At 70.0% G+C, this 23,130-nt stretch carries 17 protein-coding genes; 12 read left to right on the top strand and 5 right to left on the bottom strand.

The window, feature by feature from the left end; genetic code table 11:
* Window positions 1-2 precede the first annotated feature (2 nt).
* The 8 genes from ACFY0T_RS02450 to ACFY0T_RS02415 are packed head-to-tail and all read left to right on the top strand — an operon-like array spanning window position 3 to window position 11,835.
* Entirely contained in the window at window positions 3-251 is a 249-nt protein-coding gene (locus ACFY0T_RS02450; RefSeq protein ID WP_388864017.1) for a hypothetical protein, read from the top strand.
* Window positions 251-610 (top strand): GPW/gp25 family protein, encoded by a 360-nt coding sequence (locus tag ACFY0T_RS02445; protein ID WP_388864015.1) that lies wholly within the window; start codon window positions 251-253, stop codon window positions 608-610. The genes ACFY0T_RS02450 and ACFY0T_RS02445 overlap by 1 nt, the downstream gene beginning before the upstream one ends.
* Window positions 607-2,931, top strand: coding sequence for a putative baseplate assembly protein (locus tag ACFY0T_RS02440; RefSeq protein ID WP_388864013.1), 2,325 nt, complete (start codon window positions 607-609; stop codon window positions 2,929-2,931). Before ACFY0T_RS02445 ends, ACFY0T_RS02440 begins: the two co-directional genes overlap by 4 nt.
* The gene (locus tag ACFY0T_RS02435) at window positions 2,928-6,137 is read left to right on the top strand and encodes a putative baseplate assembly protein (protein WP_388864011.1); all 3,210 of its coding nucleotides are present in this window, start codon (window positions 2,928-2,930) and stop codon (window positions 6,135-6,137) included. Before ACFY0T_RS02440 ends, ACFY0T_RS02435 begins: the two co-directional genes overlap by 4 nt.
* The gene (locus ACFY0T_RS02430) at window positions 6,134-8,257 is read left to right on the top strand and encodes a hypothetical protein (protein ID WP_388864009.1); all 2,124 of its coding nucleotides are present in this window, start codon (window positions 6,134-6,136) and stop codon (window positions 8,255-8,257) included. The genes ACFY0T_RS02435 and ACFY0T_RS02430 overlap by 4 nt, the downstream gene beginning before the upstream one ends.
* Before the next feature lie 11 nt (window positions 8,258-8,268).
* The gene (locus ACFY0T_RS02425; RefSeq protein WP_388864007.1) at window positions 8,269-9,588 is read left to right on the top strand and encodes a DUF6519 domain-containing protein; all 1,320 of its coding nucleotides are present in this window, start codon (window positions 8,269-8,271) and stop codon (window positions 9,586-9,588) included.
* Window positions 9,589-9,602: 14 nt separating this feature from the next.
* Window positions 9,603-11,204, top strand: a complete 1,602-nt coding sequence (locus ACFY0T_RS02420) for a DUF4157 domain-containing protein (protein WP_388864005.1) — start codon at window positions 9,603-9,605, stop codon at window positions 11,202-11,204.
* 25 nt (window positions 11,205-11,229) lie between these two features.
* Complete coding sequence (locus tag ACFY0T_RS02415; protein ID WP_388864003.1) at window positions 11,230-11,835, top strand: hypothetical protein; 606 nt, start codon at window positions 11,230-11,232, stop codon at window positions 11,833-11,835.
* A 117-nt stretch (window positions 11,836-11,952) separates the two neighbouring features.
* Here the strand turns inward: ACFY0T_RS02415 and ACFY0T_RS02410 are convergent, their stop codons facing one another.
* A complete protein-coding gene (locus ACFY0T_RS02410; RefSeq protein ID WP_388864001.1) occupies window positions 11,953-13,473 on the bottom strand; it encodes an MFS transporter in 1,521 nt (506 codons plus the stop codon).
* A gap of 136 nt (window positions 13,474-13,609) precedes the next feature.
* On the opposite strand from ACFY0T_RS02410, the gene ACFY0T_RS02405 reads away from it, so the two are divergent.
* Window positions 13,610-14,512, top strand: coding sequence for a LysR family transcriptional regulator (locus tag ACFY0T_RS02405; protein WP_388863999.1), 903 nt, complete (start codon window positions 13,610-13,612; stop codon window positions 14,510-14,512).
* A gap of 195 nt (window positions 14,513-14,707) precedes the next feature.
* Window positions 14,708-15,904: an RNA-guided endonuclease InsQ/TnpB family protein gene (locus ACFY0T_RS02400; protein ID WP_388863997.1), complete on the top strand. Its 1,197-nt coding sequence runs from the start codon at window positions 14,708-14,710 to the stop codon at window positions 15,902-15,904.
* 29 nt (window positions 15,905-15,933) lie between these two features.
* Here the strand turns inward: ACFY0T_RS02400 and ACFY0T_RS02395 are convergent, their stop codons facing one another.
* The 3 genes from ACFY0T_RS02395 to ACFY0T_RS02385 are packed head-to-tail and all read right to left on the bottom strand — an operon-like array spanning window position 15,934 to window position 18,926.
* The gene (locus ACFY0T_RS02395) at window positions 15,934-16,938 is read right to left on the bottom strand and encodes a Gfo/Idh/MocA family oxidoreductase (protein ID WP_388863995.1); all 1,005 of its coding nucleotides are present in this window, start codon (window positions 16,936-16,938) and stop codon (window positions 15,934-15,936) included.
* A gap of 31 nt (window positions 16,939-16,969) precedes the next feature.
* Complete coding sequence (locus ACFY0T_RS02390; RefSeq protein WP_388863994.1) at window positions 16,970-17,731, bottom strand: SDR family oxidoreductase; 762 nt, start codon at window positions 17,729-17,731, stop codon at window positions 16,970-16,972.
* A 16-nt stretch (window positions 17,732-17,747) separates the two neighbouring features.
* Complete coding sequence (locus ACFY0T_RS02385) at window positions 17,748-18,926, bottom strand: phytanoyl-CoA dioxygenase family protein (protein ID WP_388863992.1); 1,179 nt, start codon at window positions 18,924-18,926, stop codon at window positions 17,748-17,750.
* A gap of 108 nt (window positions 18,927-19,034) precedes the next feature.
* Between ACFY0T_RS02385 and ACFY0T_RS02380 the strand changes: the two genes are divergently transcribed.
* Together ACFY0T_RS02380 and ACFY0T_RS02375 are read left to right on the top strand one after the other, a co-directional pair.
* A complete protein-coding gene (locus ACFY0T_RS02380; RefSeq protein WP_388863990.1) occupies window positions 19,035-20,081 on the top strand; it encodes a LacI family DNA-binding transcriptional regulator in 1,047 nt (348 codons plus the stop codon).
* A gap of 96 nt (window positions 20,082-20,177) precedes the next feature.
* Window positions 20,178-20,969 carry a sulfite exporter TauE/SafE family protein gene (locus tag ACFY0T_RS02375; protein WP_388863988.1) on the top strand — a complete coding sequence of 264 codons (792 nt, stop codon included), beginning with the start codon at window positions 20,178-20,180 and terminating at the stop codon, window positions 20,967-20,969.
* Window positions 20,970-21,310: 341 nt separating this feature from the next.
* Here the strand turns inward: ACFY0T_RS02375 and ACFY0T_RS02370 are convergent, their stop codons facing one another.
* Window positions 21,311-23,047, bottom strand: coding sequence for an FAD-dependent oxidoreductase (locus ACFY0T_RS02370; protein ID WP_388863986.1), 1,737 nt, complete (start codon window positions 23,045-23,047; stop codon window positions 21,311-21,313).
* Window positions 23,048-23,130 lie beyond the last annotated feature (83 nt).

Below are 23,130 nucleotides of genomic sequence, written 5' to 3'. Positions count from 1 at the left end.
GGGTGACGGTTTCCGGACAGCAGGTGTGGACGGTCAGCTCGACACTGAACGTGACGGCCTGCCCGTTCATGGTCGTCCAGAAGTCCCAGCCCTGTGTGAGCGTCGGCTGGATCACCGGCGCCGGCCGCGTCACATCCGGCGGCGAGCCCGTCGTGCTGCGGACCAGCGGGTCGCTCTGCAGGAGCGCCGAGCAGATTCCCCAGGGCAAGGCGAGCGTTCTGGACTGTCAGACCCGGGTGAAGGGGATGTGATGGACGTCGACTTCCCGTTCCACTTCGACAGCTCCGGGCGCACCGCCCGGACCGGGGGCGACGAGCACGTCCGCGACATGATCGAACAGTTCCTGTTCACCAGCGCCGGCGAGCGCGTGAACCGGCCCGGCTTCGGCAGTGGGCTGCTGCGCATGGTCTTCGACCCCAACAGTGCAGAGCTGGCGCCCACGTTGGAGCTGACGATTCAGTCCGGACTTCTGCAGTGGCTCGGCGACCTCATCGAGGTGCGCTCCGTCGACGTGACGAGCGTCGACGCGCGACTGGGCGTCTCGGTGGAGTACGTGGTGCTGCGCAGCGGTGCGGCGCGCACGGACCGGTTCGTCCGGGAGGCGTCGTGAGTGCAGACCAGCCCGTCTGCCGCAGCGACCGGCGGCGCCGCCAGGATCTGCGCGACCGCGGCCTGACGGGCCTCGATTTCCTGGAGGTCGGCCCCGACCACCGCTCCCTCACGGTGTTCTTCGTGAACCGCCCGCCGCGGGACCTGACCCTCGACCAACTCGTGGTCGAGGGCGGCCGCCCGGGTCACCGGGTCACGGTCACCGGCCTCCGCGTCCACCGCCCGCGGGACCGGGCCTTGGACGAGTGTCTCCTCGTCACGCTCGAAGGCCACGGCGACGCCTCCGTCTATGTCCTGCGCCTGGTCGGCCGGGACGACGTCGACCCGCGGTACGCGGCGCTCCGGTTCAGCTTCGCCGTCGACTGCCCGGGCGAGGCCGACTGTCTGCCGGACCCGTGTCCTTCGACGACAGCGCCCGAACCGGAGATCGACTACCTCGCCAAGGACTACGCGAGTTTCCGTCGGCTGATCCTCGACCGCCTCGCGCTGGTGATGCCGGGCTGGAGCGAGCGACACGTCCCCGACCTGGGCATCGCCCTGGTCGAGATACTGGCCTACGTCGGCGACCAACTCAGCTACTACCAGGACGCCGTCGCCACCGAGGCATACCTGGACACCGCGAGGCAACGGACCTCGGTGCGCCGCCACGCCCGCCTGGTCGACTACGCGTTGCACGACGGCTGCAATGCCCGGGCCTGGGTGCAGGTCGAGACGAGCCAGGACGTCGAGTTGCCCGCCGAGGCGTTCTTCGAGACCGCGGACGGCCAGGCGTACGAGCCGCTGGCCCCCGCAGGTTCCCGGATACGGCTGCGGCACGCGCACAACCGGATCAGCTTCTACACGTGGGGCTCGCGCCAGTGTTGTCTGCCCACTGGTACGACAGCGGCGGCACTGGCCGATGACGACGCCCATCCCCTCGGACTCGGCTCCGGCGACGTACTCGTCTTCGAGGAGGTCGTGGGCCCGCGTACCGGCCGGGCGGGCGACGCGGATCCGGCCCACCGGCACGCTGTGGTTCTCAGCGCCGTGCGGCCGGTCACCGATCCCGTCACCGGAATGCGGGTGCTGCGGGTCGAGTGGGGCGCCGAGGACGCGCTGCCGTTCCCGTTGTGCCTGTCCGCAGTCGGGCCCGACCTGCGACACCTCGAAGATGTCAGCATCGCCCGGGGCAATGTGGTCCTCGCCGACCACGGCCGACGGACGGGGCCCGAGCCCTTCGGCGGCCGACTGGACCGCGCACCGCTGACATTCGCTCAGCCGCTGGTGTTCAGCGCACCGTTGCCGCCGACCCGACCGGCGTCGGCCCGGACCCTGATCGCGCAGGACCCGCACCAAGCTCTGCCGTGCGTCGAGTTGGAGGAAGCGCCGGCTCACGGAGGCCCGCCCCTCGTGTGGACCGCCCGGCAGGAACTCCTGGGCAGCGGCCCCGCCGACCGGCACTTCGTCGCGGAGCCCGACGAGCAGGGCCGGGCCTTCATCCGGCTCGGCAACGGGGTGCTCGGAGCGCGCCCGGCCGCGGACAGCACGGTCACGGCGCGCTACCGCATCGGTAACGGCCCGGCAGGCAACGTCAGCGCAGAGGCGATCAATCGCGTCGTCACGCCACCGGGGCGGCTCGACGGCGTCACCCTGCACGCGCGCAACCCCCTGCCGGCAGTGGGCGGAACGGCCCCGGAACCCCTCGCCCAGGCGAAGCTCGCCATCCCGTTCGCTTTCCGCCGAGACCTGCGGCGCGCGGTGACCGGCGACGACTACGCGAGGATCGCCGAGCGCGACCCGCGCGTCCAACGGGCTCAGGGCACGTTGCGCTGGTCCGGAAGCTGGTACGAGGCCCAGGTCACAATCGACCCCGTCGGCGGCCCGGAAGCCGACCGGCTGCTGCTCGACGAGATCGCCGCGGCGCTCGAACCGTACCGCCGCATCGGCCACGACCTGCGCGTCACCTCCGCGGTCCAGGTGCCGCTGGACATCGCGCTGCGCGTCTGCGTCAAGCCGCACCACCTGCGCGGCCACGTCCGGGCGGCGCTGCGGGACGCCCTGAGCAATCGCACGCTGCCGGGAGGCGGCCGTGGTCTCTTCCACCCCGACGTCCTGACGTTCGGATCACCGATCCACCTCAGTCGGTTGGTCGCGGCGGCGCAGGCGATCGACGGTGTCGAGAGCGTGGCGGTGACGGGGTTCAAGCGCCTCTTCGAGCCGGCCGGGTCCGAGCTGACCAGCGGCGTCATCCGGCTGGGCCCCGCGGAGGTACCGCGCCTGGACAACGATCCCGAGGCGCCGGAACACGGCCGGTTGGTCCTCGACATTCGGGGTGGGCGATGACGGCAGAACACGGCCGGGGCACGGACTGCTCGTGCGGATGCCGCGAGGGTGTGGAGAGTCCGACGCCGCTGCCGACCGCCAACCGGCCCGGTCTGCGCCGGCTCGCCTACCGTGCGGGGACGCATGCCTCGTTCTACGGGACGATGCGGGCGAACCTGTCGGCGACCGGCCCCGACGGCACCCCGGGACCGCTGACTCATCTGGTCACCCGCAGCGCCGACGACCCGTCGCTGGCGCTGCTCGACGCGTGGGCGACCGTCGCCGACGTCCTCACCTTCTATCAGGAACGCATCGCCAACGAGGGGTATCTGGCGACCGCCACCGAGCGCCGTTCCGTGGTCGAGCTGGCCCGTCTGATCGGATACCGGCCACGCCCCGGAGTGGCGGCCACCGCCTACCTGGCCTTCACGATGCAGGACGGCACCGCCGTTACCGTGCCGCCCGGCACGAGGGCGCAGAGCGTGCCGGGCCCGGGCGAGCTCCCGCAGTCGTTCGAAACCACCGATGCGCTGCCCACCCGGGCCGAGTGGAACATCCTGCGGCCGCGGCTCACCGCTCCGCAGGTGATCGAAGCCGTGGCCGACGTGCCCCGCCTCTACCTGGCCGGGACATCGACCGGCCTGTCCTCCGGCGACCTGCTGGTTCTCGTGAAGGGTTCGGCATCCATCGCGCGGGTGAAGACCGTTGCCGCCGACACCGACCACGACCGGACCCTGGTCACGCTGGAGAACGTCGCGGCGGTCGGCGCCGGGACGATCTCCGGTACCAGCGCCGACGCCGGCCTGGTGCTGCTCACCGCCATCGTCACCGACCTCATGCCCGCCGCCTGCGGAGTGAACGCCGGAAGCCGGACGGCCGTACGCGCCTGGGAGACGCTGAGCAGGCTCGGTGTGGAAGCGGTCACCGCCGGCCCCGACGCGCTGCACGACGCGATCGAGGACACGTATCTGCCAGGACTGCGTGCGGAACTCGAGGATGCCGGCACCGCGCCGCTGCGGCGCTGGCTCGGCACCGTGGTCGCGCGGTTGGAACGGGCGAGGGACGAACTGGCCGCCGCCGAGGCCGGGAAGGCTCCACGCGGCGGTGGCGGGGCCGGTGGAACCGCCGCCGCGGCCGCACCCGGTGGTGGCTCCGCTCAGCCCCTGGCGCCGGTCACCGCGTTCGACCTTGCCGGGCAACTGCTGAAGCCGCCTTCAACGCCACCGCCGAGCCCGCAGCGTCTCGGCGGCACCGTCGCAGCACGCTTCGCCCCCGCCAGCGACACAACCTTCCGCGTCCTCGGAGCCCTCCGGCCCGTGCTCGCCGAGACCCTGTTGCCGGCCTGGGAAGGCATCGCGACGGGCGGCGTCGAGGCGGAGGTGTACGCCCTGCGCCTCACCACCGGTCTGTTCGGCCACGACGTACCCAGGCAGTTCACTCCCGACAAGAAGCAGCAGGAGTGGCTCGAATGGGATCCGGCGGCCGACGAAGACGGCAAACTCCTGTACCTGGACGCCGCGTACCCGCAGGTCAAGAAGGACGGCTGGGTGGTCGTCGAAAAACCGGCGGCGCCGAAAACCCCCGGCGCGGCGGCCGAGGCCGCTCCTTCTGCTCAGCTGTGGCGGATCAAGAACGTCGCGACCAGGCCGAGGAGCGCCTATGGGCTCAACGGTGTGCGGACCACGGTGATCGAGATCGCGGGGGACTGGTGGACACCGAACCCCTCGAACCCGGAACAGTTCAAGCTGGCCATCCGGGGGACCACCCTGCACACCGGAAGCGAGCGGCTCGCGCTCGCCGAGGCACCGCTGCCGCCCCAATTCCCGGCGTCCGGCGACGAGAAGAACAGGATCCCGCTGGACGGGCTCTACGGCGGACTGGAGCCGGGGCGGTGGCTGATCGCGACCGGCGACCGGGTTCTGCGCGACCAGCGGCAGGGCGAGGGCGGTGACATCGTCGCCATGGTGCCGGCTGCCGAACTGGTGATGCTCGCGGGCGTCGAGCACGCCACCTCCGCGACCATCCCCGGCGACACCCCGCACACGACGCTCGTCCTGGCCGCACCACTGGCCTACGAGTATCAGCGGGCGTCGTTGGCCGTCCACGCCAACGTGGCGAAGAGCACGCACGGCGAGACGCACGTCGAAGTACTGGGCAGCGGTGACAGCAGTGCCGCGCTGCAGAGTTTCCCGCTGACCTACTCGCCGCTGACCTACGTCTCGTCCGCCGACCCCTCGGGAGCCGTGAGCACGCTGGAGGTACGGGTGAACGGCGTGCGCTGGCACGAACGCGAGGAGCAGTTCGCACGGGCGCCCACCGACCGGGGCTACCTCTCGCATGCCGACGCCGAACTGGTCAGCACTGTCACCTTCGGTGACGGCGTGCACGGCGCTCGCGTACCGACCGGGTCGGACAACATCGAGGCCCGCTATCGCAGCCAGATCGGGCAGCAGGGCAACGTGGCCGCCGGCCGGATCAGCTTGCTGGCGACCACGCCCGAGGGTGCGAGCTCCGTGATCAACCCGCTGCCCGCGAGCGGCGGCGCCGATCCGGAGAGCCGCGATCAGATCCGCACGAACGCCCCGCTCGCCATCACCGCGCTGGACCGGCTGGTCTCCGTGCGCGACTACGAGGATTTCAGCCGTACCTTCGCCGGAATCGGCAAGGCTCTCGCCGTACGCCGCACCGACGGTGCGTGGCGCCGGGTGCACGTGACCGTGGCGGGCGCCGACGACGCGCCGTTGACTCCGCAGAGCGACACCTACGTCAATCTGTTCCGCGCGCTCCGCACGTTCGGGGATCCGGGTCTGCCTGTGCGGCTCGACGTCCGGGACCTGCTGCTGCTCGTCATCGACGCCGGCATCGGGGTTCAGACGGACTACGCGTTCGACCGGGTCGAGCCGAAGATACGTGCCGCGCTGGTCGGCGCCTTCGGGTTCGCCCACCGTGAACTGGGCCAGGACGTGTACTCCAGCGAGGTCATCTCGGTGATCCAGTCCGTCGAGGGCGTGGCGTTCGTGGACCTCAACAAGCTGGGTGTGACGTCGGCGGACCGCAACGAGATCCTCGACCTGGCCAAGCTCGGCGAACCGCCGGCGCGCATCGACGTCTTTCCGCCGGTGCGGCGTAAGGGCGGCGCTGCGGGCGCCGCCAACAGCGAGCGGGCAGAGCTTGCCATCATCGCGCCGACGGTGCCCGAGACCGTGCTGTTGAGGGAGGTACCGTGAACCCCGACCGCTTCTTCGAGCTGCTCCCGGCCGTGTACCGGCAACACGACGAAGAGCGGGGCGGGCCGCTGCGATCGCTGCTGCGGGTCATCGCGGAACAGGCTGATGTGGTCGAGACCGACATCGGCCGACTGTACGAGAACTGGTTCATCGAGACGTGTGAGGACTGGGTCGTCCCCTACATCGGCGAGTTGGTGGGCTACCGGATCGCACACGAGGCAGGAGAGCCGGGCGACACCGCGACCGAACGGCAACGCCGGCGGAACTCGATCCTCATCCCTCGCCGGGACGTCGCCCACACCGTCCGGCACCGGCGGCGCAAGGGCGCGCTCGCCCTGCTGGAGGAACTGGCCGCGGATATGGCGGGCTGGCCGGCCCGAGCGGTCGAGGGTTATCGCCTGCTGGCCCACACTCAGGCTCTCCACCACCTCCACCCGCTCCGCGGCCGTACGGCCGACCTGCGCGACATGGCGGCGCTGCGCCAACTCGCCGGCCCCTTCGACCGACTCGCGCACACCGTCGACGTACGCCGCGTCGCCTCCGACCGGACGCCGGGGCTGTACAACATCCCTTCGGTGGCCCTGTTCGTGTGGCGACTGCGCAGCTACCCGGTCACGAGGACCGAGGCCTTTCAGCTGGAGAGCCGCGATCCCGCACGGTTCGCCTTCAGCGCCCTCGCCAACGAAACCCCGCTGTTCGCCCGCGCGGTACCGGAAACGGATCCCCCGCGGATCGCCACCGAGCCGAACCTGCCCGTTCGGATCGACCGGCACATGCTCGAAGCGCGCCGCAACGAGCTCTACGGCGACGACAAGAGCTTCGCCATCCACGTGGCCATGGAGGAGGACGAAGAGCCGGTGGCCGTCCCCGTCGAGGAGATCGTCGCCGCCGACCTGACCGACTGGACGTACCGGCCGGAACCCGGCCAGGTCGCCGTGGACCCGCAGTTGGGCCGGATCGCGTTCCCGCCCGACAGCGTGCCGCAGGGCGGGGTGTGGGTGTCGTACCGGTACGGCTTCAGTGCCGACATCGGCGGCGGCGAGTACCCCCGCACGGTCTCCCAGCCGGCGGGCGCGCGCCTGTACCGGGTCGGCGGCGATCACGGCTACTCCAGCATCAACGAGGCTCTCGCCGCATGGCGCACCAACGACGACCAGCACGCCGTGATCGAGATCGCGGAGAGCGGGCTGTACACCGAGCCCATCAACATACGGCTCGGGACCCGGCGACGGCAGAGTCTCCAGTTGCGGGCCGCCGACGGCGCCCGTGCCGTGCTGCGGCTGCTCGACTACCGGGCGAGCCGACCCGACTGGGCCAAGGTGCAAGGCGCTCACGACAGCCTGTTCACCCTCGACGGGCTGCTCGTCGAGGGCCGCGGCTTCCGGTTCACCGGCGCGCTGTCCCGCGTGGTCGTCCGCCATTCGACGCTGGTACCGGGGTGGAGTCTGGAGCACGAGGACTGCGCTCCTCGCCATACGACCGAACCCAGCCTCGTACTCGACCGGACCCCCACCCGGTTGCTGATCGAGCACACCGTCGTCGGATGCATCGACGTCGACGCCGACGAGCTCACCACGGAGCCGATCGGGATCACCGTCAACGACAGCGTCATCGACTCCACCGCCAGTACGCTCAGGGCCCTCGGCGGACGCAGAACCCCGCGCGCCCATGTGGCGCTGAGCATCGCCCGCAGCACCGTGCTGGGAACCCTCGCCGTACGCAGTGTCGACCTCGCCGAGAACTCCCTCTTCACCGGCCGGGTGGACGTGGCGCGTACCCAGTCCGGCTGCGTGCGCTTTTGTTTCGTGCCCCGTGACTCGCGTACACCGCGCCGCTACCAGTGCCAGCCGGACCTGGCGACGGGCGCCGCCGCCGAGGCGGACAAGGACCTCGCCGCGCAACGGGTCACCCCTCGTTTCGCCAGTACGCGATACGGCGTGCCGGAGTACTGCCGTCTGGACGACCGCGGTCCCGAAGAGATCTACCGGGGTGCCGACGACGAATCGGAGATGGGTGTCTTTCACGACCTGTTCGAACCACAGCGGGCAGCCGGTCTACGCGCCCGCCTGGACGAGTACACGCCTGCCGGCACCGACGCCGGGGTGCGCTACGTGACCTGAGGAGGCAGCAGGTGCGAGGAGACTTCACGCGGGACAGCTTCGATGCGGGCAAGCACTACTCGCGGGTGCTGATGCAGCAGGGCCGCGTTCTCGTCGACGACGACTGGAACACCCAGAGCGCGATCCATCTGCACTACCTGCGCGCTCTGGCCACAGACATCATCGGTCAGCACGGTGGCCCCTCCGACGGCACCGGGTTCGCGGTCGCGGCGGGAGGGGGAACACTCGGCCCCTTCACCATCGGAAAGGGGCACTACTACGTCGACGGCATCCTGTGCGAGAACGGTCGCGACGACGTGGCGTACCGCAACCAGCCCCACCTGCCCACCCAGGCCATGCCGGTCCCTGGTACCCACCTGGTCTACCTCGACGTATGGGAACGGCACGTGACGTCGGCGGACGACGCGCTGCTGCGCGAGGTCGCGCTCGGCGGACCTGACACGGCCACGCGCGCCCAAGTCGTATGGCAGGTAAGGCTGTTCAAGCTCGATCAGTCGCTCCCCGCCGCCCCGACGCCCGAGCAGTTCAAGAAGATCTTCGACCGCATCCGGCCCGGCCCGATTCCGCGCCTGTCGGCGCAGGCCGTGCACGACGACCTGGGCGGGAGCCCGTGCACGATCTCGCCCGACGCGCGCTACACCGGCCCGGAGAACCAGCTCTACCGCGTGGAGGTCCATCGTGGCGGTACCGCCACCACGGGCGGTGCCACCTTCAAGTGGTCCCGCGACAACGCCGCCCGCGGCCTCTTCCCGATCCGGACCCCCTTCACCGGTGACTACGTCATCGCCCAGCCCGGGCGGGACGAACGAACGAATCTGGCCAAGGGGGAGTGGGTCGAACTGATAGACGACGACGGAGAACTCAACGCGGTGAACGACCGTCCGCTGCTCCAAGTCGCGGAGGTCGTCGAAGCGGACGGACTGGTCGTCCTGCGCGGATCGCCGGGACCCGTGCAGTTCGCGAAACTGATCCGGCCGATGCTGCGCCGCTGGGACCAGACCGCGGTCAACCACCTTCTCGACACCGGCGACATCGCGGTCGTGGAGGACGAGCCCATCGAGCTGGAGGACGGTGTGCGGATCCGGTTCGAAAAGGGCGGCCGGTACCACCCTGGCATGTACTGGCTCATCCCGGCTCGTGTGGAGACGGGCGACGTCGAGTGGCCGCGTACGACGGCGGGGCCCGAATTTCGCCCACCGCGAGGCGTCGAGCACCACTTCGCGCCGCTGGCCGAGGTCACGGTGGCCAACGGAGCGGTGACCGGGACGGTCGACCACCGCCGCCGCTTCAAGTCCCTGTGTGAACTGACCGCGCTCACGGCGCATCTCTGACCGGGCAACCAGTCATGGAGCATCGTGGGGCTGACCGTGTCCGCACGCTGAAACAGCCCCGACGCACCGGCGACCGGGCCGCCGATGAGTCCATCGGCCGGACTCCGCACCTGGCACATACCGCGATCTCGGGCGGCGGCCGGCCGCTGGAGGCGCACACCAGAAGCCATATGGAGAGCCACTTCGGCCACGACTTCACACAGGTCCGCGTACACACCGACGAACGAGCCGCTGCGGCAGCCCGCGCCCTTCATGCCACCGCCTACACCGTGGGGCCCGACATCGCGTTCGCCGCCGGGACGTACCGGCCCGAGACGCCCGGCGGGCGCCGGCTGATCGCACACGAACTCGCTCACGTGATCCAGCAACGGAACGCTCGAACCGTCGGCGCCGGGATCAGGGTGACGACCACGGACGATCCGGCTGAGCGGGAGGCCCGCGGCCGCGAGACGGGAAGGCCGGTCGCGCTGTCGGCCGTCTCCGAACTTCTCGTGTGTCGCCAGGACGCCGGTATCAGGGACGCAGGCCCGCCGGGGGCGAGAACCGGTACGTCGGCCGAGGAGATCGCCCAAGGCATCGAGCGTCTCCTCAGCACTCCCTCCGAAGTCGCCGGAACCGGGGACTTCCCGGCCGCCTTCCGTGAACTGGCTGCACTCCCCGAAGAGCAGCTCATGGACGTTCTGCACGGACTCTGGAAGTCGGCTCAGTTGTCGCCTCTCCTTGAGGCGATGGGCGCGGCTCCGGCCAACGAGAGCCCTCGGCTGGAAGCCGCCCTTCGCGTCAGCCTCTTGATGTACGGCCCCGCCGACCAGTTCACGCCGGAGCAATATCAGCAAACGGCGGATGCGCTGGACCGGACCTCCCCGTCGCTGCGTGAGCATCTGCTCGACATGATGCTCTCGGTCCGGACCGGCGTGACCATGGCCGTGGCCGCAGAGGGTCTGGCCACGCTCATGAGCATGTCGGCGCCGGAGTTGAACCCGGGACTGGCAGGCGTACGGGGCGCTGTGGCGCCCGGACCATGGGCTCCGCCCGGTAAGCAACCCATCCCCTTCTACATCGGCATGGCCGCCCACATCGGGATAGCGGCCGAGTACCGGTTGCAGCACCCAACGGATGTGGTGCAGACCAACTTCACTCCGATGGACAACCTCTTCCGGCAGCTCGCCCTCATGGGCCATCGGCCGACGCCGGGACGGCTCACGCCGGAGGACATCGGTCTCATGCCCGACATCGCCAATCTGACACGGCTGCACCTGTACGAGATCAAACCTCTCAGTCTGGCCGCCCTCGCCCGCCGCGAAGCGCAGATGTACCGCGGCCTTTTCATCGCCGGCGGGATACCCATGACGCTCGGGCCTCAGGGCGAACCTGGGACCTTCGGGGCGGTGCCCGCACCCGGCGGCGTCTACCTGTTCGAGTCGACCGAACCCGGTGTCATTCTTTACCAGTACCGCAAGGCGCAGGTGCAGCCCGTGCCGGAGACGGTCCGGGAAGGGCGACGGTTCCGGTTGCCGAAGTTCGAGCTGAGGCCGCTTCCGGCGACCGTGGTGCCGGCGACGGCCGGGACCCTGATGATCATCATGATGATCATGGCAATGCTTGTACTGGCGTAGCACGGAGACGGGAGAGGCGCCCCGAATGCCGACAGTGGACGGCGAACTGCGGTTGCCGCGGCACGTCTGCGGGCTCCTGCGAACGGTCCGCAGCACGTGCGCGGTCGCCGCCCGCCGGGTCGCCGCGGGCGGGTCCCTGGTGGACGCGTACGGCCCCGGCGACGTACCCGCCGTCCAGGCGCCCGGGCTGCTCGTCCTGGACGGTCCCAGTCCGCTGTTGCAGCCCCTTCCGCACACCCATGTGTACCTCCCGCACGCCGAGCTCTGGCAACGCATCGACCTCGGTTCGGCTACGGAGCTGTCCGAGGAACGCGTCTTCGACGAGTCCCTCCAACTGCCCTGGGCGGTACTGGCTCTCACGGGCCCCGCCAACCAGATCTGGCTGTTTCCCGGCCATCGGCATCGGCCGTTCCTCAGGGCGGTGCTTCGTTTCTGGCCGGCTCTGACGGCCGCCGACGGCAGGTACAGCGGCGGCGGGCTCTCCGGAGGGTCACTGTGGGAGACCGGAACCAACATCCGGTACGCCCTGGGCCACCTGGGGGCTCCTGTTGACCAGCTGACACGGTCTCTGGAAGCGGACGCCGCAGCCGAGTTGCTGCACTCGACCCTTACGAAGATCGACAACGGGTGACGCCCGGGTGACCCCGTACGGCTCGCCGAGGGCGCCGGGCGGCGCGGAGTACCGGTCATGCTCACCACGCCCCGGCTGGTGCACAACGCCGTGATGATGTGGCGCGGCCAGCAGCTCTCACCGGCCGCGGCGGCCTTCCTCGACCTCGTCCGGAGGGACTCCGGCCCTGCCTCCGCGAGACCTCTGGGCGGCGCTGCGGCCCGGTGCGCGCCCGGAGCGCGGCCGGAGTGTCAGGACCACGGTCAGTCCGAGGGCCACGAGGAGGGCTGCGACGGCGAAGGTCCAGTGCGTGCCGCGAGCCACTTCAGCTGCCGCGGCCGTGGTCACATCACTCGTACCGGCGGCGAAGGCGAAGACCGCTCCCATGACCGATGCGCCGGTCATGAGGCCCAGGTTTCGGGAGAGGTTCAGCATGCCCGAGACCAGGCCACGCTCGTGCGGGGAGACATCCTTCATGACCGCGGTGTTGTTGGCCGCCTGGAAGAGCGCGTAGCAGGCGGTGACGGCGACCAGGGGCAGGACGTATCCGATGACTCCGGCTGCCGTGGGCATCAAGGAGAGCACCACGGCGCCGCCGATGATGCCGCTGAGCCCGACGACGACCATGGTCTCGGCTCCGAAGCGATCGGTGGCGCGGCCTGCCGGGACGCCGGTGAGGGCAGACACCGCGGGGCCCGCTGACATCGCGAGACCGACAAAGGCCGGGTCGAGGTCGAGTGCCCGGGCCAGGTGGAAGGGGCCCACGACGAGGGTGGTCATCATGACGGTCGAGACCAGGGCGCTCGTCGTCAGACCGGCGGCGAGGACGGGGTCGCGGAGCATCGAGAGACTGAGCAGCGGGGAGGAGACCCGCCGCTCGGTGATGACGAACAGGGCGAGGCCCGCCCCCGAGGCGATGAGCAGTCCGATGGCGAGCGGGCCGAACGAGTTCCCTTCGATGGTCATGGCCAGCGCGTAGGCGCCCAGGGTGACCGCCAGCAGGACCGCGCCCGTGAGGTCGAACCGCCGGCGTGCGGCGCTCAATGCCGGTGCGGAGTAGGGCAGCACCCGGAAGGTGAGCGCGAGCGCGAGAAGGCCGAGCGGCACGCCGGCGAGGAAGATCGCACGCCAGCCGAAGACCTCGATCAGGGCTCCACCGAGGGTGGGCCCCAGCGCCGTACCGACTGCCGAGGTCGTTCCGAGCAGTCCCATGACGCTGCCGGTGCGGTCCTTGGGCACCGTCTCACCGACGAAGGCCATGGTCAGCGCCATCATGCACGCGGCCCCGGCTCCCTGCAGTGCCCGGGCGGCGACCAGGAGGGGGAGGTTCGGGGCGAGGCCGCACATCAGCGTCGCAAGGGTGAACACGGCGATGCCAGTCAGCAGAAGGCGACGTCGGCCGATCAGGTCGCCGAGTCGGCCGGCTCCGACGATCAGGGTCGTGATGGCCAGGAGGTAGGCGATCACCACCCACTGGACCTCGTTGAAGGCCGCGTCGAAGGCCACGGCCATGGTCGGCAGGCCGACGTTGGCGATGCTGATGCTCAGTGAGGGCAGAAGCATGGACAGCGACAGGGCGGTGAGCGCCCAGGCCAGTGGTGGACGGCGCGCGGACGATGTCTGCGCAGCCTCGGTGCCCGGAGGGGGTGCTGGTTTCAAGACGAAGGCCTCTTCCTGGAGTCGACGGGGTCGTCATGAACGTAAGTTCCGTTTCGACCTGGCGGAAGACGCAAAGATGGAAAGCCATATGTGCATGAGACGCCATGTCCGAGGCGATCCGTGAGATCGTGTGCGCATGGCCCGGCCCGATCTGAATTTGCTGGTCACACTGGACGTCCTGCTCGAGGAGGGCAGCGTGACGCGCGCGGGGGAGCGGCTTGCGCTCAGTCCGTCCGCGATGAGTCGCGCGCTCGCGCGACTGCGGCGAGCCACGGGGGACCCGCTGCTGGTGCGGGCCGGCCGAGGGCTGGTGCCCACGCCCCGCGCCTTGGAGCTGCGCGACCGTGTGCGTGCCTTGGTCCAGGAGGCCGAGGAGGTGTTGCGGCCGGCCGAGAAGCTGGACCTGGCGACGCTGGAGAGGACGTTCGCCTTGCGCAGCAGCGACGGGTTCGTGGAGAGATTCGGACCCGAATTGGTCGCCAAGGTCGGCAGAGAGGCCCCTGGCGTGCGACTGCGGTTCCTGCAGAAGACCAAGAAGGACGTAAGTCCCTTGCGCGAGGGCATCGTCGACCTGGAGACGGGCGTCGTCGAGGACGCCCTGGCTCCGGACGTGCTGAGCAAGCCCCTGTTCACCGACCGGTTCATCGGGGTGGTGCGGAGCGAACACCCGCTGAGCACCAGGAAGGTGACGACGGCCCGGTACGCCGCCTCACGACACGTGCACGTCTCGCGGCGCGGACTGACGGAGGGACTGGTCGATGAGGCTCTTCACCCGACGGGCCGTCGACGGGACGTCGTGACGGTCGTCGACGGCTTCAGCGCCGCGTTGGCCCTGGCGAGGGCTTCGGACCTGGTCGCCACGGTTCCGGAGCGTCACACCGCGAACCTGCGGCAAGGGATGTGCTCCTTCGAGTTGCCCTTCCGCGCTCCCGAGGTGACGGTGTCGTTGCTGTGGCACGTCCGCCTCGACGCGGACCCGGCTCACCGGTGGCTGCGCGACTGCGTGCTCGGTGTGTGTCGCTTTGACGGACAGGGCTGATGGCTTGCCGAGGCTCCATGGTGATCGCCTGTCCGATCATCTGATTCCTCCGTGGATACTCCGCCTTTCAGGGCGGAGAGGAAACGGACTCCTGCGGAGCAGGACAGGGAAAGCCGATTCGCCGCCAGGGCGGATCGGCGTCCACCAACCAACTGCCCGCGGGGAGTTACACGATGGTTTGCTAGTTTGTGAGCTGTGACCACTCACGTGAAGCGGGCCTTCAAATACCGCTTCTATCCGACCGATGCGCAGGCAGCCGAGCTGTCGCGCACGTTCGGGTGTGTGCGGAAGGTCTACAACATGGCGCTGGCCGCCCGTACCAAGGCGTGGGCACGGCAGGAGCGGGTCAACTACAACGCCACGTCGGCGATGTTGACGGCGTGGAAGAAGACCGAGGAGCTGGCCTACCTGTCCGAGGTCTCCTCCGTGCCGCTGCAGCAGTGCCTGCGGCATCTGCAAGGGGCCTTCGTCAACTTCTGGGAGAAGCGCGGCAAGTACCCGCGCTTTAAGTCCAGGAAGAAGTCCCGCCGGTCTGCTGAGTACACATCGTCGGCGTTCCGGTACCGGAACGGCACTCTGACGCTGGCGAAGATGAAGGACCCGCTTCACATCGTGTGGTCCCGGCCTCTGCCCGAGGGGTCGGTGCCGACGACGGTGACCGTCTCGCAGGACGCGGCGGGACGCTGGTGCGTCTCGATGCTGTGTGAGGACCCGTCCGTGAAGTCGCTCCCGGTCACGGATGTGGCGGTCGGGATCGACGCGGGGATCACCAGCCTCGTGACGCTTTCCACCGGGGAGAAGGTCACCAACCCGAAGTTCGAGCGCAAGGACCGTGTCCGCCTTGCGAAGGCCCAGCGGGAGCTGTCTCGCAAGGCCAAGGGCGACGGTGCGAACCGGGCCAGGGCCCGCCGCAAGGTCGCCAGGATCCATGCCCGTATCGCCGACCGGCGCCGGGACCACCTGCACAAGCTGACCACTCGGCTCGTTCGTGAAAACCAAACGATCGTGATCGAGGACCTGACGGTCCGTACCATGCTCAAGAACCACTCGCTCGCCCGCGCCATCAGTGACGCGAGCTGGACCATGATGCGCGGCATGCTGGAGTACAAGGCTGCCTGGTACGGAAGGGACCTGGTCGCCGTCGACCGCTGGTTCCCCTCCTCCAAGCTGTGCTCTGCCTGCGGCACCATCACCGAGAGGATGCCGCTCAACGTCCGCAACTGGACGTGCGAGGGCTGCGGGACGACCCATGACCGGGACGTGAACGCGGCCATCAACCTCAAGGCCGCCGGGCTGGCGGTTTCTGTCTGTGGAGCCGGTGTAAGACCTCAACGGAGTACTCCGGGCGGGCAGTCGGCGACGAAGCAGAAAACCTCACAGCGCGAGCCGTGAGAATCCCCCTCGTTTACGAGGGGGAGAAGTCAATCCATGCGCACCTCCTCGAGCCGTACGGGCCGGTGCTCCCGCAGCGAGAGGGTGCAGGCCTCGGCGATCCAGCTCGCCTCGATGGCGTCGGCCACCGTGCAGGGGGAGGGGCGGGTGCCGGCCACGACCTCGGTGAACGCGGTGAGTTCGGCGCGGTAGGCCGCGGCGAAGCGGTCCATGAAGAAGTGGTGCGGGGTGCCGGCCGGGAAGGTGGCGCCGGGCTCGATGGAGCGCAGCGGCAGCTTGTCCTCCAGGCCGACCGCGATGCTGTCCTTCATGCCGTGCAGTTCCAGGCGCACGTCGTAACCACGGGCATTATGGCGGGAGTTGGAGACGACGGCGATGGTGCCGTCGTCGAGGGTCAGCAGGGCGGACGCCGTGTCGACGTCGCCCGCCGCGCGGATGTACTCCGCACCCCGGTTGCCGCCGGTCGCGTACACCTCGACCACCTCGCGGCCCGTCACCCAGCGCACGATGTCGAAGTCGTGCACGCCGCAGTCGCGGAAGATGCCGCCCGAGACGGCCACATAGGCGGCCGGGGGAGGGGCGGGGTCGAGGGTGGTGGACCGCACGGTGTGCAGCGGCCCGAGCTCGCCGCTCACCACTGCCCGGCGTGCGGCGACACAGCCCGCGTCGAAGCGTCTGTTGTAGCCGATGTGCACCTCGACGCCGCTGCCCTCCACCGCGCGCAGCACCTTGAGGCTCTCCTCGACGCCACGGGCCACGGGCTTTTCGCAGAAGACGGGGATGCCCGCCTCGACCGCGGCGAGGATCAGCTCCGGGTGCGCGTCGGTCGCGGCGGCGATCACGACGCCGTCCACACCGGCGGAGAACACGGCGTCGGGGGAGTCCACCGCGGTGGCTCCGAACCGCTCGGCGGCCGAGGCGGCGGCCGCAGCCACCGGATCGGTGACCACCAGGGAGTCCACCGCGTCCAGTCCGGCGAGGGTTTCCGTGTGGAACGCGCCGATCCGGCCCAGCCCCATGATGCCGATACGCATGAGAATTCTGCTCCTTCAGCCCGAGGGCGGCTCAGTCGAGTCCGCCGAAGACGATCTGGTCCCAGTCGATGACCGAGCCGGTCACCACACCGCTGCGGTCGGAGAGCAGGAAGACGACGAAGTCGGCGATCTCGTCGACCTGTCCCAGCTTGCCCATGGGCTGTGCCGCGGCGGCCTTCTCGCGCCAGTCGTCGCCCGCGCCGTGGAAGGCGCGCTGCGTGGCGTCCTCGCCCTCGGTGTCCGTCCAGCCGATGTTGAGCCCGTTGATCCGGATGCGGTCCCAGCGATGGGCGTGGGCGGCATTGCGGGTCAGACCCGCGAGACCGGCCTTGGCGGCGACGTACGGGGCGAGGAACGGTTGTCCGCCGTGCTCGGAGGAGGTGATGATGTTGACGATCGTGCCCGGCGCCTTGCGGTCCACCAAGTGCTGAACGGTCGCCTGCATCGCGAAGAACGGTGCTCGCAGGTTGATCGCGATGTGTGCGTCGAACAACTCCGGAGTGGTGTCCAGGAGAGTGCCGCGCGAGGTCAGCCCTGCCGCGTTGACCAGGCAGTCGACCCGCCCAAGGGTGGCCACGACCTGCTGAACACTGTCGCGTGCCTGAGCCGGGTCGCTCAGATCGGCCCGTACGAAGAGCGTGCCCGTGTCCGCCGCGAGCTTCTCGCCGACCTCGGCCCGGCGCCCGGTGAAGGCGACGGTCGCGCCCTCCCGTACGGCCGCTCGGACGATTCCCGCGCCGACGCCCTGGCTGCCGCCGTGGACGAGGACGACCTTGTCATCGAGCAGTCCCATGAGTGCTGTGTCTCCTTCAGCTCTGGCGGCGCTTGGCGCCGGCCCGCAGTTCCTGGCGCAGTTGCTCCGGGGTCCAGCCCTCGGTGACTGCCTGCCAGACGGTGTCCGCCTGAGAGGGCGGCGCGAGACCGTCGACCGGCGGGTCGAGGTCCAGGTTGGTGGGGAAGGCGTAGCCCTCGGCGGTGGCGGCGACCACGCGGCGCAGCCAGTCCTCGCAGGCGCCGTCGGCCTTGCGGCGCAGCAGTACCGGGAAGAGCGCGTTCGCCATCGCCTCGCGGTCCACCGTCTCCATGGCGCGGCCGAAGGCGGAGGAGATCTGCAGCAGGTTCGCCATGCGCTTGATGCCGGTCGAGCGGTTGTGTCCGGCGGCGTGGAAGAGCGCGGGGTTGAAGAAGACGGCGTCGCCCTTGTCCAGCGGGAGTTGGACGTGGTGGGCGTCGAAGTACTCGGCGAACCGCGGCAGTCGCCATGCGAGGTAACCGGGCTCGTACTTCTGCGAGTGCGGCAGGTACAGCGTCGGGCCGGACTCCACGGGCATGTCGCAGTGGGCCACCGCGCCCTGCAGGGTCAGCACGGGGGACAGGCGGTGGACGTGCGCCGGGTAGGCGGCCGCCCGCTCCTGGGTGAGGAAGCCGAGGTGGTAGTCGCGGTGCACGCTTTGCGCGGCGCCGCCCGGGTTGACCACGTTGACCTGCGAGGTCACCTGGTAGGCGGGGCCGAGCCAGGCCTCGGCGAGCAGCGCGATCATGTCGTTGGCGTAGTAGTCGGCGAACGTCTCGGGGGCGCGGACGGCCGTCTTGTCGAGGGCGTTCCACACGCGGTCGTTGGCACCGGGCTTGGCGAAGTGGTCACCGCGGGCCGCGCCCGTGGCACGCTCCTCCTCGATCAGGGCGTTGAAGGTCTCGGACGCCCGGTCCATGACGGCCGGGTCGGTGAACGCCCGCTTGAGGACCACGATGCCCGGCCCGTCCAGCAGAGCGCGGACCAGCTCAGCCTGCACGGACCGACGCCCCTCCGGGGTGACCGTCAGGGCGCGGAGCCGGTCGCTGTCGTACAGCGGCACGTTCTGCTCGACCCGCTCGGCCGAGGGGTAGTCGGCGGCGTCGGTGCGCTGTGCGACGAGTGCGCGGAACGCGTCGAGTTCGCAGTCCTCCTCGGTCAGCCAAGTCCGTGATTCCGCAGGTGTGGGAGACATCCGGGTCCTTTCGCCGTCCCTGTCCTTCTGCCAGTCTTATGAACCCGAACCCATCATTCAATCCGCAGAAACACATCAAAAACCCGTCATCAACATCTGAGGTCAGCCATGCGTCACCCCTATACGATCAGGGAGATTGCCCGTCAGGCCGGACTGAGCGAAGCCACCGTCGACCGGGTCCTCAACGACCGGGGAGGCGTACGGGAGAGCACGATCAGGGAAGTGCGTCAGGCGATCAAGGACCTCGACCGCCAGCAGACCCAGGTCCGCATCGGGGGACGCACCTTCATGATCGACATCGTGATGCAGGCGCCCGAGCGGTTCTCGACTGCCGTACGCGAGGCACTCGAAGCCGAACTGCCCTCCCTGCATCCCGCGGTGGTCCGCTCACGCTTCCACTTCCGTGAGACGGGCACCTCGGCCGAGCTGATCGCGACCTTGGACAAGATCGCCCGGCGTGGTTCGCAGGGGGTGATCCTCAAGGCCCCGGACCTGCCGGAGATCGGTGCCGCCGTCGGCCGACTGGTCGCGGCCGGCATCCCCGTCGTGACCCTGGTGACCGACCTGCCCACCAGCCCGCGCATGGTGTACGTCGGGATCGACAACCGGGCGGCGGGAGCCACCGCCGCCTACCTCCTCGGACAGTGGCTCGGCGACCGGCCCGGCAACGTGCTCACCACCATCAGCCGGGGCTCCTTCCGGGGCGAGGAAGAGCGCGAGATGGGCTTCCGCGGCGCGATGCGCCTCGCGCATCCCCAGCGCTCCCTGGTGGAGGTCACCGACAGCGACGGACTGGACGCCACCCAGCGCGACCTCGTCATCGAGGCACTCGAGCGCGACGAAGACATCTGCGCGGTGTACTCCATGGGCGGGGGCAACCTCGCGACCCTCGACGCCTTCGACACCCTCGGGCGGGAGTGCGCGGTGTTCATCGCCCACGACCTGGACCACGACAACACCCGGCTGCTGCGCGAGCGCCGCCTGTCCGCGGTCCTCCATCACGATCTGCGCCAGGACGTGCGCCGCGCCTGCCAGACCATCATGCGGGCCCACAAGGCACTCCCCGACGACGGACCCTCCCTGCCCTCGGCGATCCAGGTGGTCACGCCGTACAACATGCCGCCCGGGATCTCGCCCCTGCCGTTCGCCGACTGAACCCGCTGTCTGCGCATGCAGATGGTGTTCCTAATATGGAACGCCAGTTGAGGCGTGCCGGGGCGCGGCGGCGTCGTGCGGGAGCGAGAAGGTCACGTGAGAGAACTGATCGCCGGTCAATCGGGCACCGGTTCGGTGTTGTTGCTCCTCGCGGCGGGGGTCGCTTCCGGGCTCGCCGGTTCGATCGCCGGTCTGGCCTCGCTGTTCAGCTACCCCGCGCTGCTCGCCGCCGGCCTTCCGCCCGTGGCGGCCAACGTCACCAACACCGTGGCCCTCTTCTCCAACACGGTGGGAACCGCCGCCGGATCCCGGGCAGAACTGCGCGGGCAGCGCGGGCGTCTCGTCCGACTCGCGATCACGGCGGCGCTGGGCGGGGCGATCGGCGCGGCCCTGCTGCTCAGCACACCGTCCTCGACCTTCGAACGGGTCGTACCGTGGCTCATCGCCCTCGGCTCGGTGCTGATCCTGGCGCGCGAACCCCTGCGGCGCCTGACCACACAGCGCGACCCGGACTCGGCCTCCGCGCCCCGGCTCCCCGTCGCCTGCGCGGTCCTCCTGGTCGGCCTGTACGGGGGGTACTTCGGTGCCGCGGCCGGCGTACTGATGCTGGCCGTCCTCTCCCTGTCCGCGACGGAGCCGCTACCGGTGACCAACGCCGTCAAGAACATCGCCACCGGCGCCGCCAACGTCACCGCTGCCCTCGCCTACGCCTTCCTCGCCCCGGTCGACTGGGGCGCGGCCGCCACGCTCGGCGTCGGCTGCTTCCTGGGCGCATGGATGGGACCGGCGGTCGTACGCCGACTGCCCGAGGCACCGCTCCGGGTCGCGATCGCCCTCGCGGGACTGGGGCTCGCCTGGAGCCTGTGGCGCGATGCCACGACGTCCTGACGAGCCGTCGGAAGGACAAGGGCGAGGAGCGACCGCGCTCGTGCGGGAGCGGCCGGAGACGCGAAAACGATCTACGAGAGAGGGAAGGAGCGGGCCGCGCGCGTGCGGGAGCGGCGCCTGGTGCGTCGATGAGCACACGGGGGCGTTCCGGCTGCGCTCGCTGCTGCCGTTCGGACCGCGACCTCACGAGGCACCAGGCATCTCCGGTGCCCTTCGAGGACGCGGGGCGAGGGTGTTGAGGGGGGACAGGACGTTCTGGAGCGCCGGTGAGCGACGCGCCACGTCGGTCACGGGCGACGCCGACCGCCGGCGCTCCATCGTTCCTCGCTCGGCTCGTGTGGTCAGCCCCGGTCCAGGATCGCCGCGAGGGCCTGCTCCAACGCCGTCTTCGGATCCGCTGACGCTCCTTCGGACCGCCACGCGACGAACCCGTCGGGGCGGACCAGCACCGCACCGTCCGTGCTGACGCCGTGGACCTCGGCCCAGTCCATGTCGCTCGCGGGCGACAGCTCGGCGTCGGGCCGGTTGCCGATCCGGTACGAGTCGAGCGGCATGGACAGCCGCTCCGCGACGACCTGTGCCGCGGAGTGCCACTCGCAGGCGCCGTCCATGGAGCTCAGCAGCACCATGGAGCGCTCGTACAGGTCGAGGGTGGAGGTCCGGCTGCCCGAGCGGTTCAGCCACATGTGCGGCGCCCGGCTCCCGGGCTCGCCCGTCAACCGCATGCCTTCGGGCACGACCGGCATCGCCGCGTCGGCACCCAGGACCGCGCCCTGCGGATAGCGATAGCCCAGCGCCACATTGAGGATTCCGCCCTTGCCGCCGGGACCGCCGGGACCACCGGGACCACCAGGGCCGCCGGGACCACCAGGGCCTCCACGACCGCCGGTACCGCCAGGGCCGCCGGTACCGCCCACGCCGGGGCCGGGCGTGAACCCGGGGTGGCTGTGCTCGACCGAACGCGACGAGGCGCGCGCGCTCGTCGCCTCCGCGACCGGCCGGCGCTCCGCGTCGTAGGACTTGAGCAGCCCGGGTCCGGCCCAGCCGCGCAACACGGCGGCCAGCTTCCAGGCGAGGTTGTGCGCGTCCTGGATACCGGTGTTGGAGCCGAACGCCCCGGTGGGGGACATCTCGTGGGCCGAGTCGCCCGCGAGGAACACCCTGCCGTCCGCGTACCGTTCGGCGACCCGCTCGGCGGCGTGCCAGGCGGCCCTGCCGGTGATCTTCACATCGAGATCCGGCACACCCGTGGCCCGCCGGATGTGCTCCGCGCACCGCTCGTCGGTGAACTCCTCAAGGGTTTCCCCGTGTTCGGGGTGCCAGGGGGCGTGGAACACCCAGTGCTCCTTGTTGTCGACCGGCAGGAGGGCACCGTCTGCCTCCGGATTGGTCAGGTAGCAGACGATGAAGCGCCGGTCACCGACCACGTCCGCGAGGCCGCGGGAGCTGAAGGTGACGCTCACGTTGTGGAACAGGTCGCCCGGCCCGGTCTGCCCGATGCCGAGCCGCTCGCGGACGGGGCTGCGCGGACCGTCCGCCGCGACGAGGTAGTCCGCGCGGATCGTGGTGTGCTCACCGGTGTCGCGGCTCTTGACCTGTGCGGTCACCCCCTGGGAATCCTGGTCGAACGACATCAACTCCGTGGAGAACCGCAGATCTCCGCTCAGCTCCCGCGCGCACTCCAGGAGCACCGGCTCGAGGTCGTTCTGGCTGCACAGACACCACGCGCTGGGGCTGAAGCGCGCGAGCCCGCCGCCCGGGTCGATCTCCTTGAACAGCCATTCACCGGCATCGCCCACCAGGGTCGGCGTCTGCATGATGCCGTGGTTCTCCGCCAGAACCGAAGCAGCGTCCCGGATGCGCTGCTCTGCCCCCGCCACCCGGAACAACTCCATCGTCCGCACGTTGTTTCCCCGTCCGCGCGGATGGATCGACGTGCCCGAGTGGCGCTCGACGAGCATGTGCGGCACGCCGAGACGCCCCAGGAACACAGAGGTGGACAGGCCCACCAGAGAACCGCCGACGATAAGGACCGGCGTGTGCTGACCGACCTCGCCGGCCTCTTCCAATCGGTTCATTGAATGCCTCCAGAGTCACCTGCGACGCGAGTCAGGAACGGTTCGCAGATTCCTTGCCCGGTGCGGACCGGTTCGCGCGCAGG

Origin of the sequence: Streptomyces sp. NPDC001530, from assembly GCF_042894545.1 — a bacterium.
Taxonomy (GTDB): Bacteria; Actinomycetota; Actinomycetes; order Streptomycetales; family Streptomycetaceae; genus Streptomyces.
Note: the sequence above shows the minus strand (reverse complement) of the source record. Positions and strands in the feature narration are given on the sequence as shown.

Bases quoted from the DNA above. Each gene is read 5' to 3' on its own strand.
- ACFY0T_RS02445 (WP_388864015.1), top strand. From the start codon at position 251: ATGGACGTCGACTTCCCGTTCCACTTCGACAGCTCCGGGCGCACCGCC.
- ACFY0T_RS02435 (WP_388864011.1), top strand. From the start codon at position 2,928: ATGACGGCAGAACACGGCCGGGGCACGGACTGCTCGTGCGGATGCCGC.
- ACFY0T_RS02420 (WP_388864005.1), top strand. From the start codon at position 9,603: ATGGAGCATCGTGGGGCTGACCGTGTCCGCACGCTGAAACAGCCCCGA.
- ACFY0T_RS02415 (WP_388864003.1), top strand. From the start codon at position 11,230: ATGCCGACAGTGGACGGCGAACTGCGGTTGCCGCGGCACGTCTGCGGG.
- ACFY0T_RS02405 (WP_388863999.1), top strand. From the start codon at position 13,610: ATGGCCCGGCCCGATCTGAATTTGCTGGTCACACTGGACGTCCTGCTC.
- ACFY0T_RS02395 (WP_388863995.1), bottom strand. From the start codon at position 16,938: ATGCGTATCGGCATCATGGGGCTGGGCCGGATCGGCGCGTTCCACACG.
- ACFY0T_RS02390 (WP_388863994.1), bottom strand. From the start codon at position 17,731: ATGGGACTGCTCGATGACAAGGTCGTCCTCGTCCACGGCGGCAGCCAG.
- ACFY0T_RS02385 (WP_388863992.1), bottom strand. From the start codon at position 18,926: ATGTCTCCCACACCTGCGGAATCACGGACTTGGCTGACCGAGGAGGAC.
- ACFY0T_RS02380 (WP_388863990.1), top strand. From the start codon at position 19,035: ATGCGTCACCCCTATACGATCAGGGAGATTGCCCGTCAGGCCGGACTG.
- ACFY0T_RS02370 (WP_388863986.1), bottom strand. From the start codon at position 23,047: ATGAACCGATTGGAAGAGGCCGGCGAGGTCGGTCAGCACACGCCGGTC.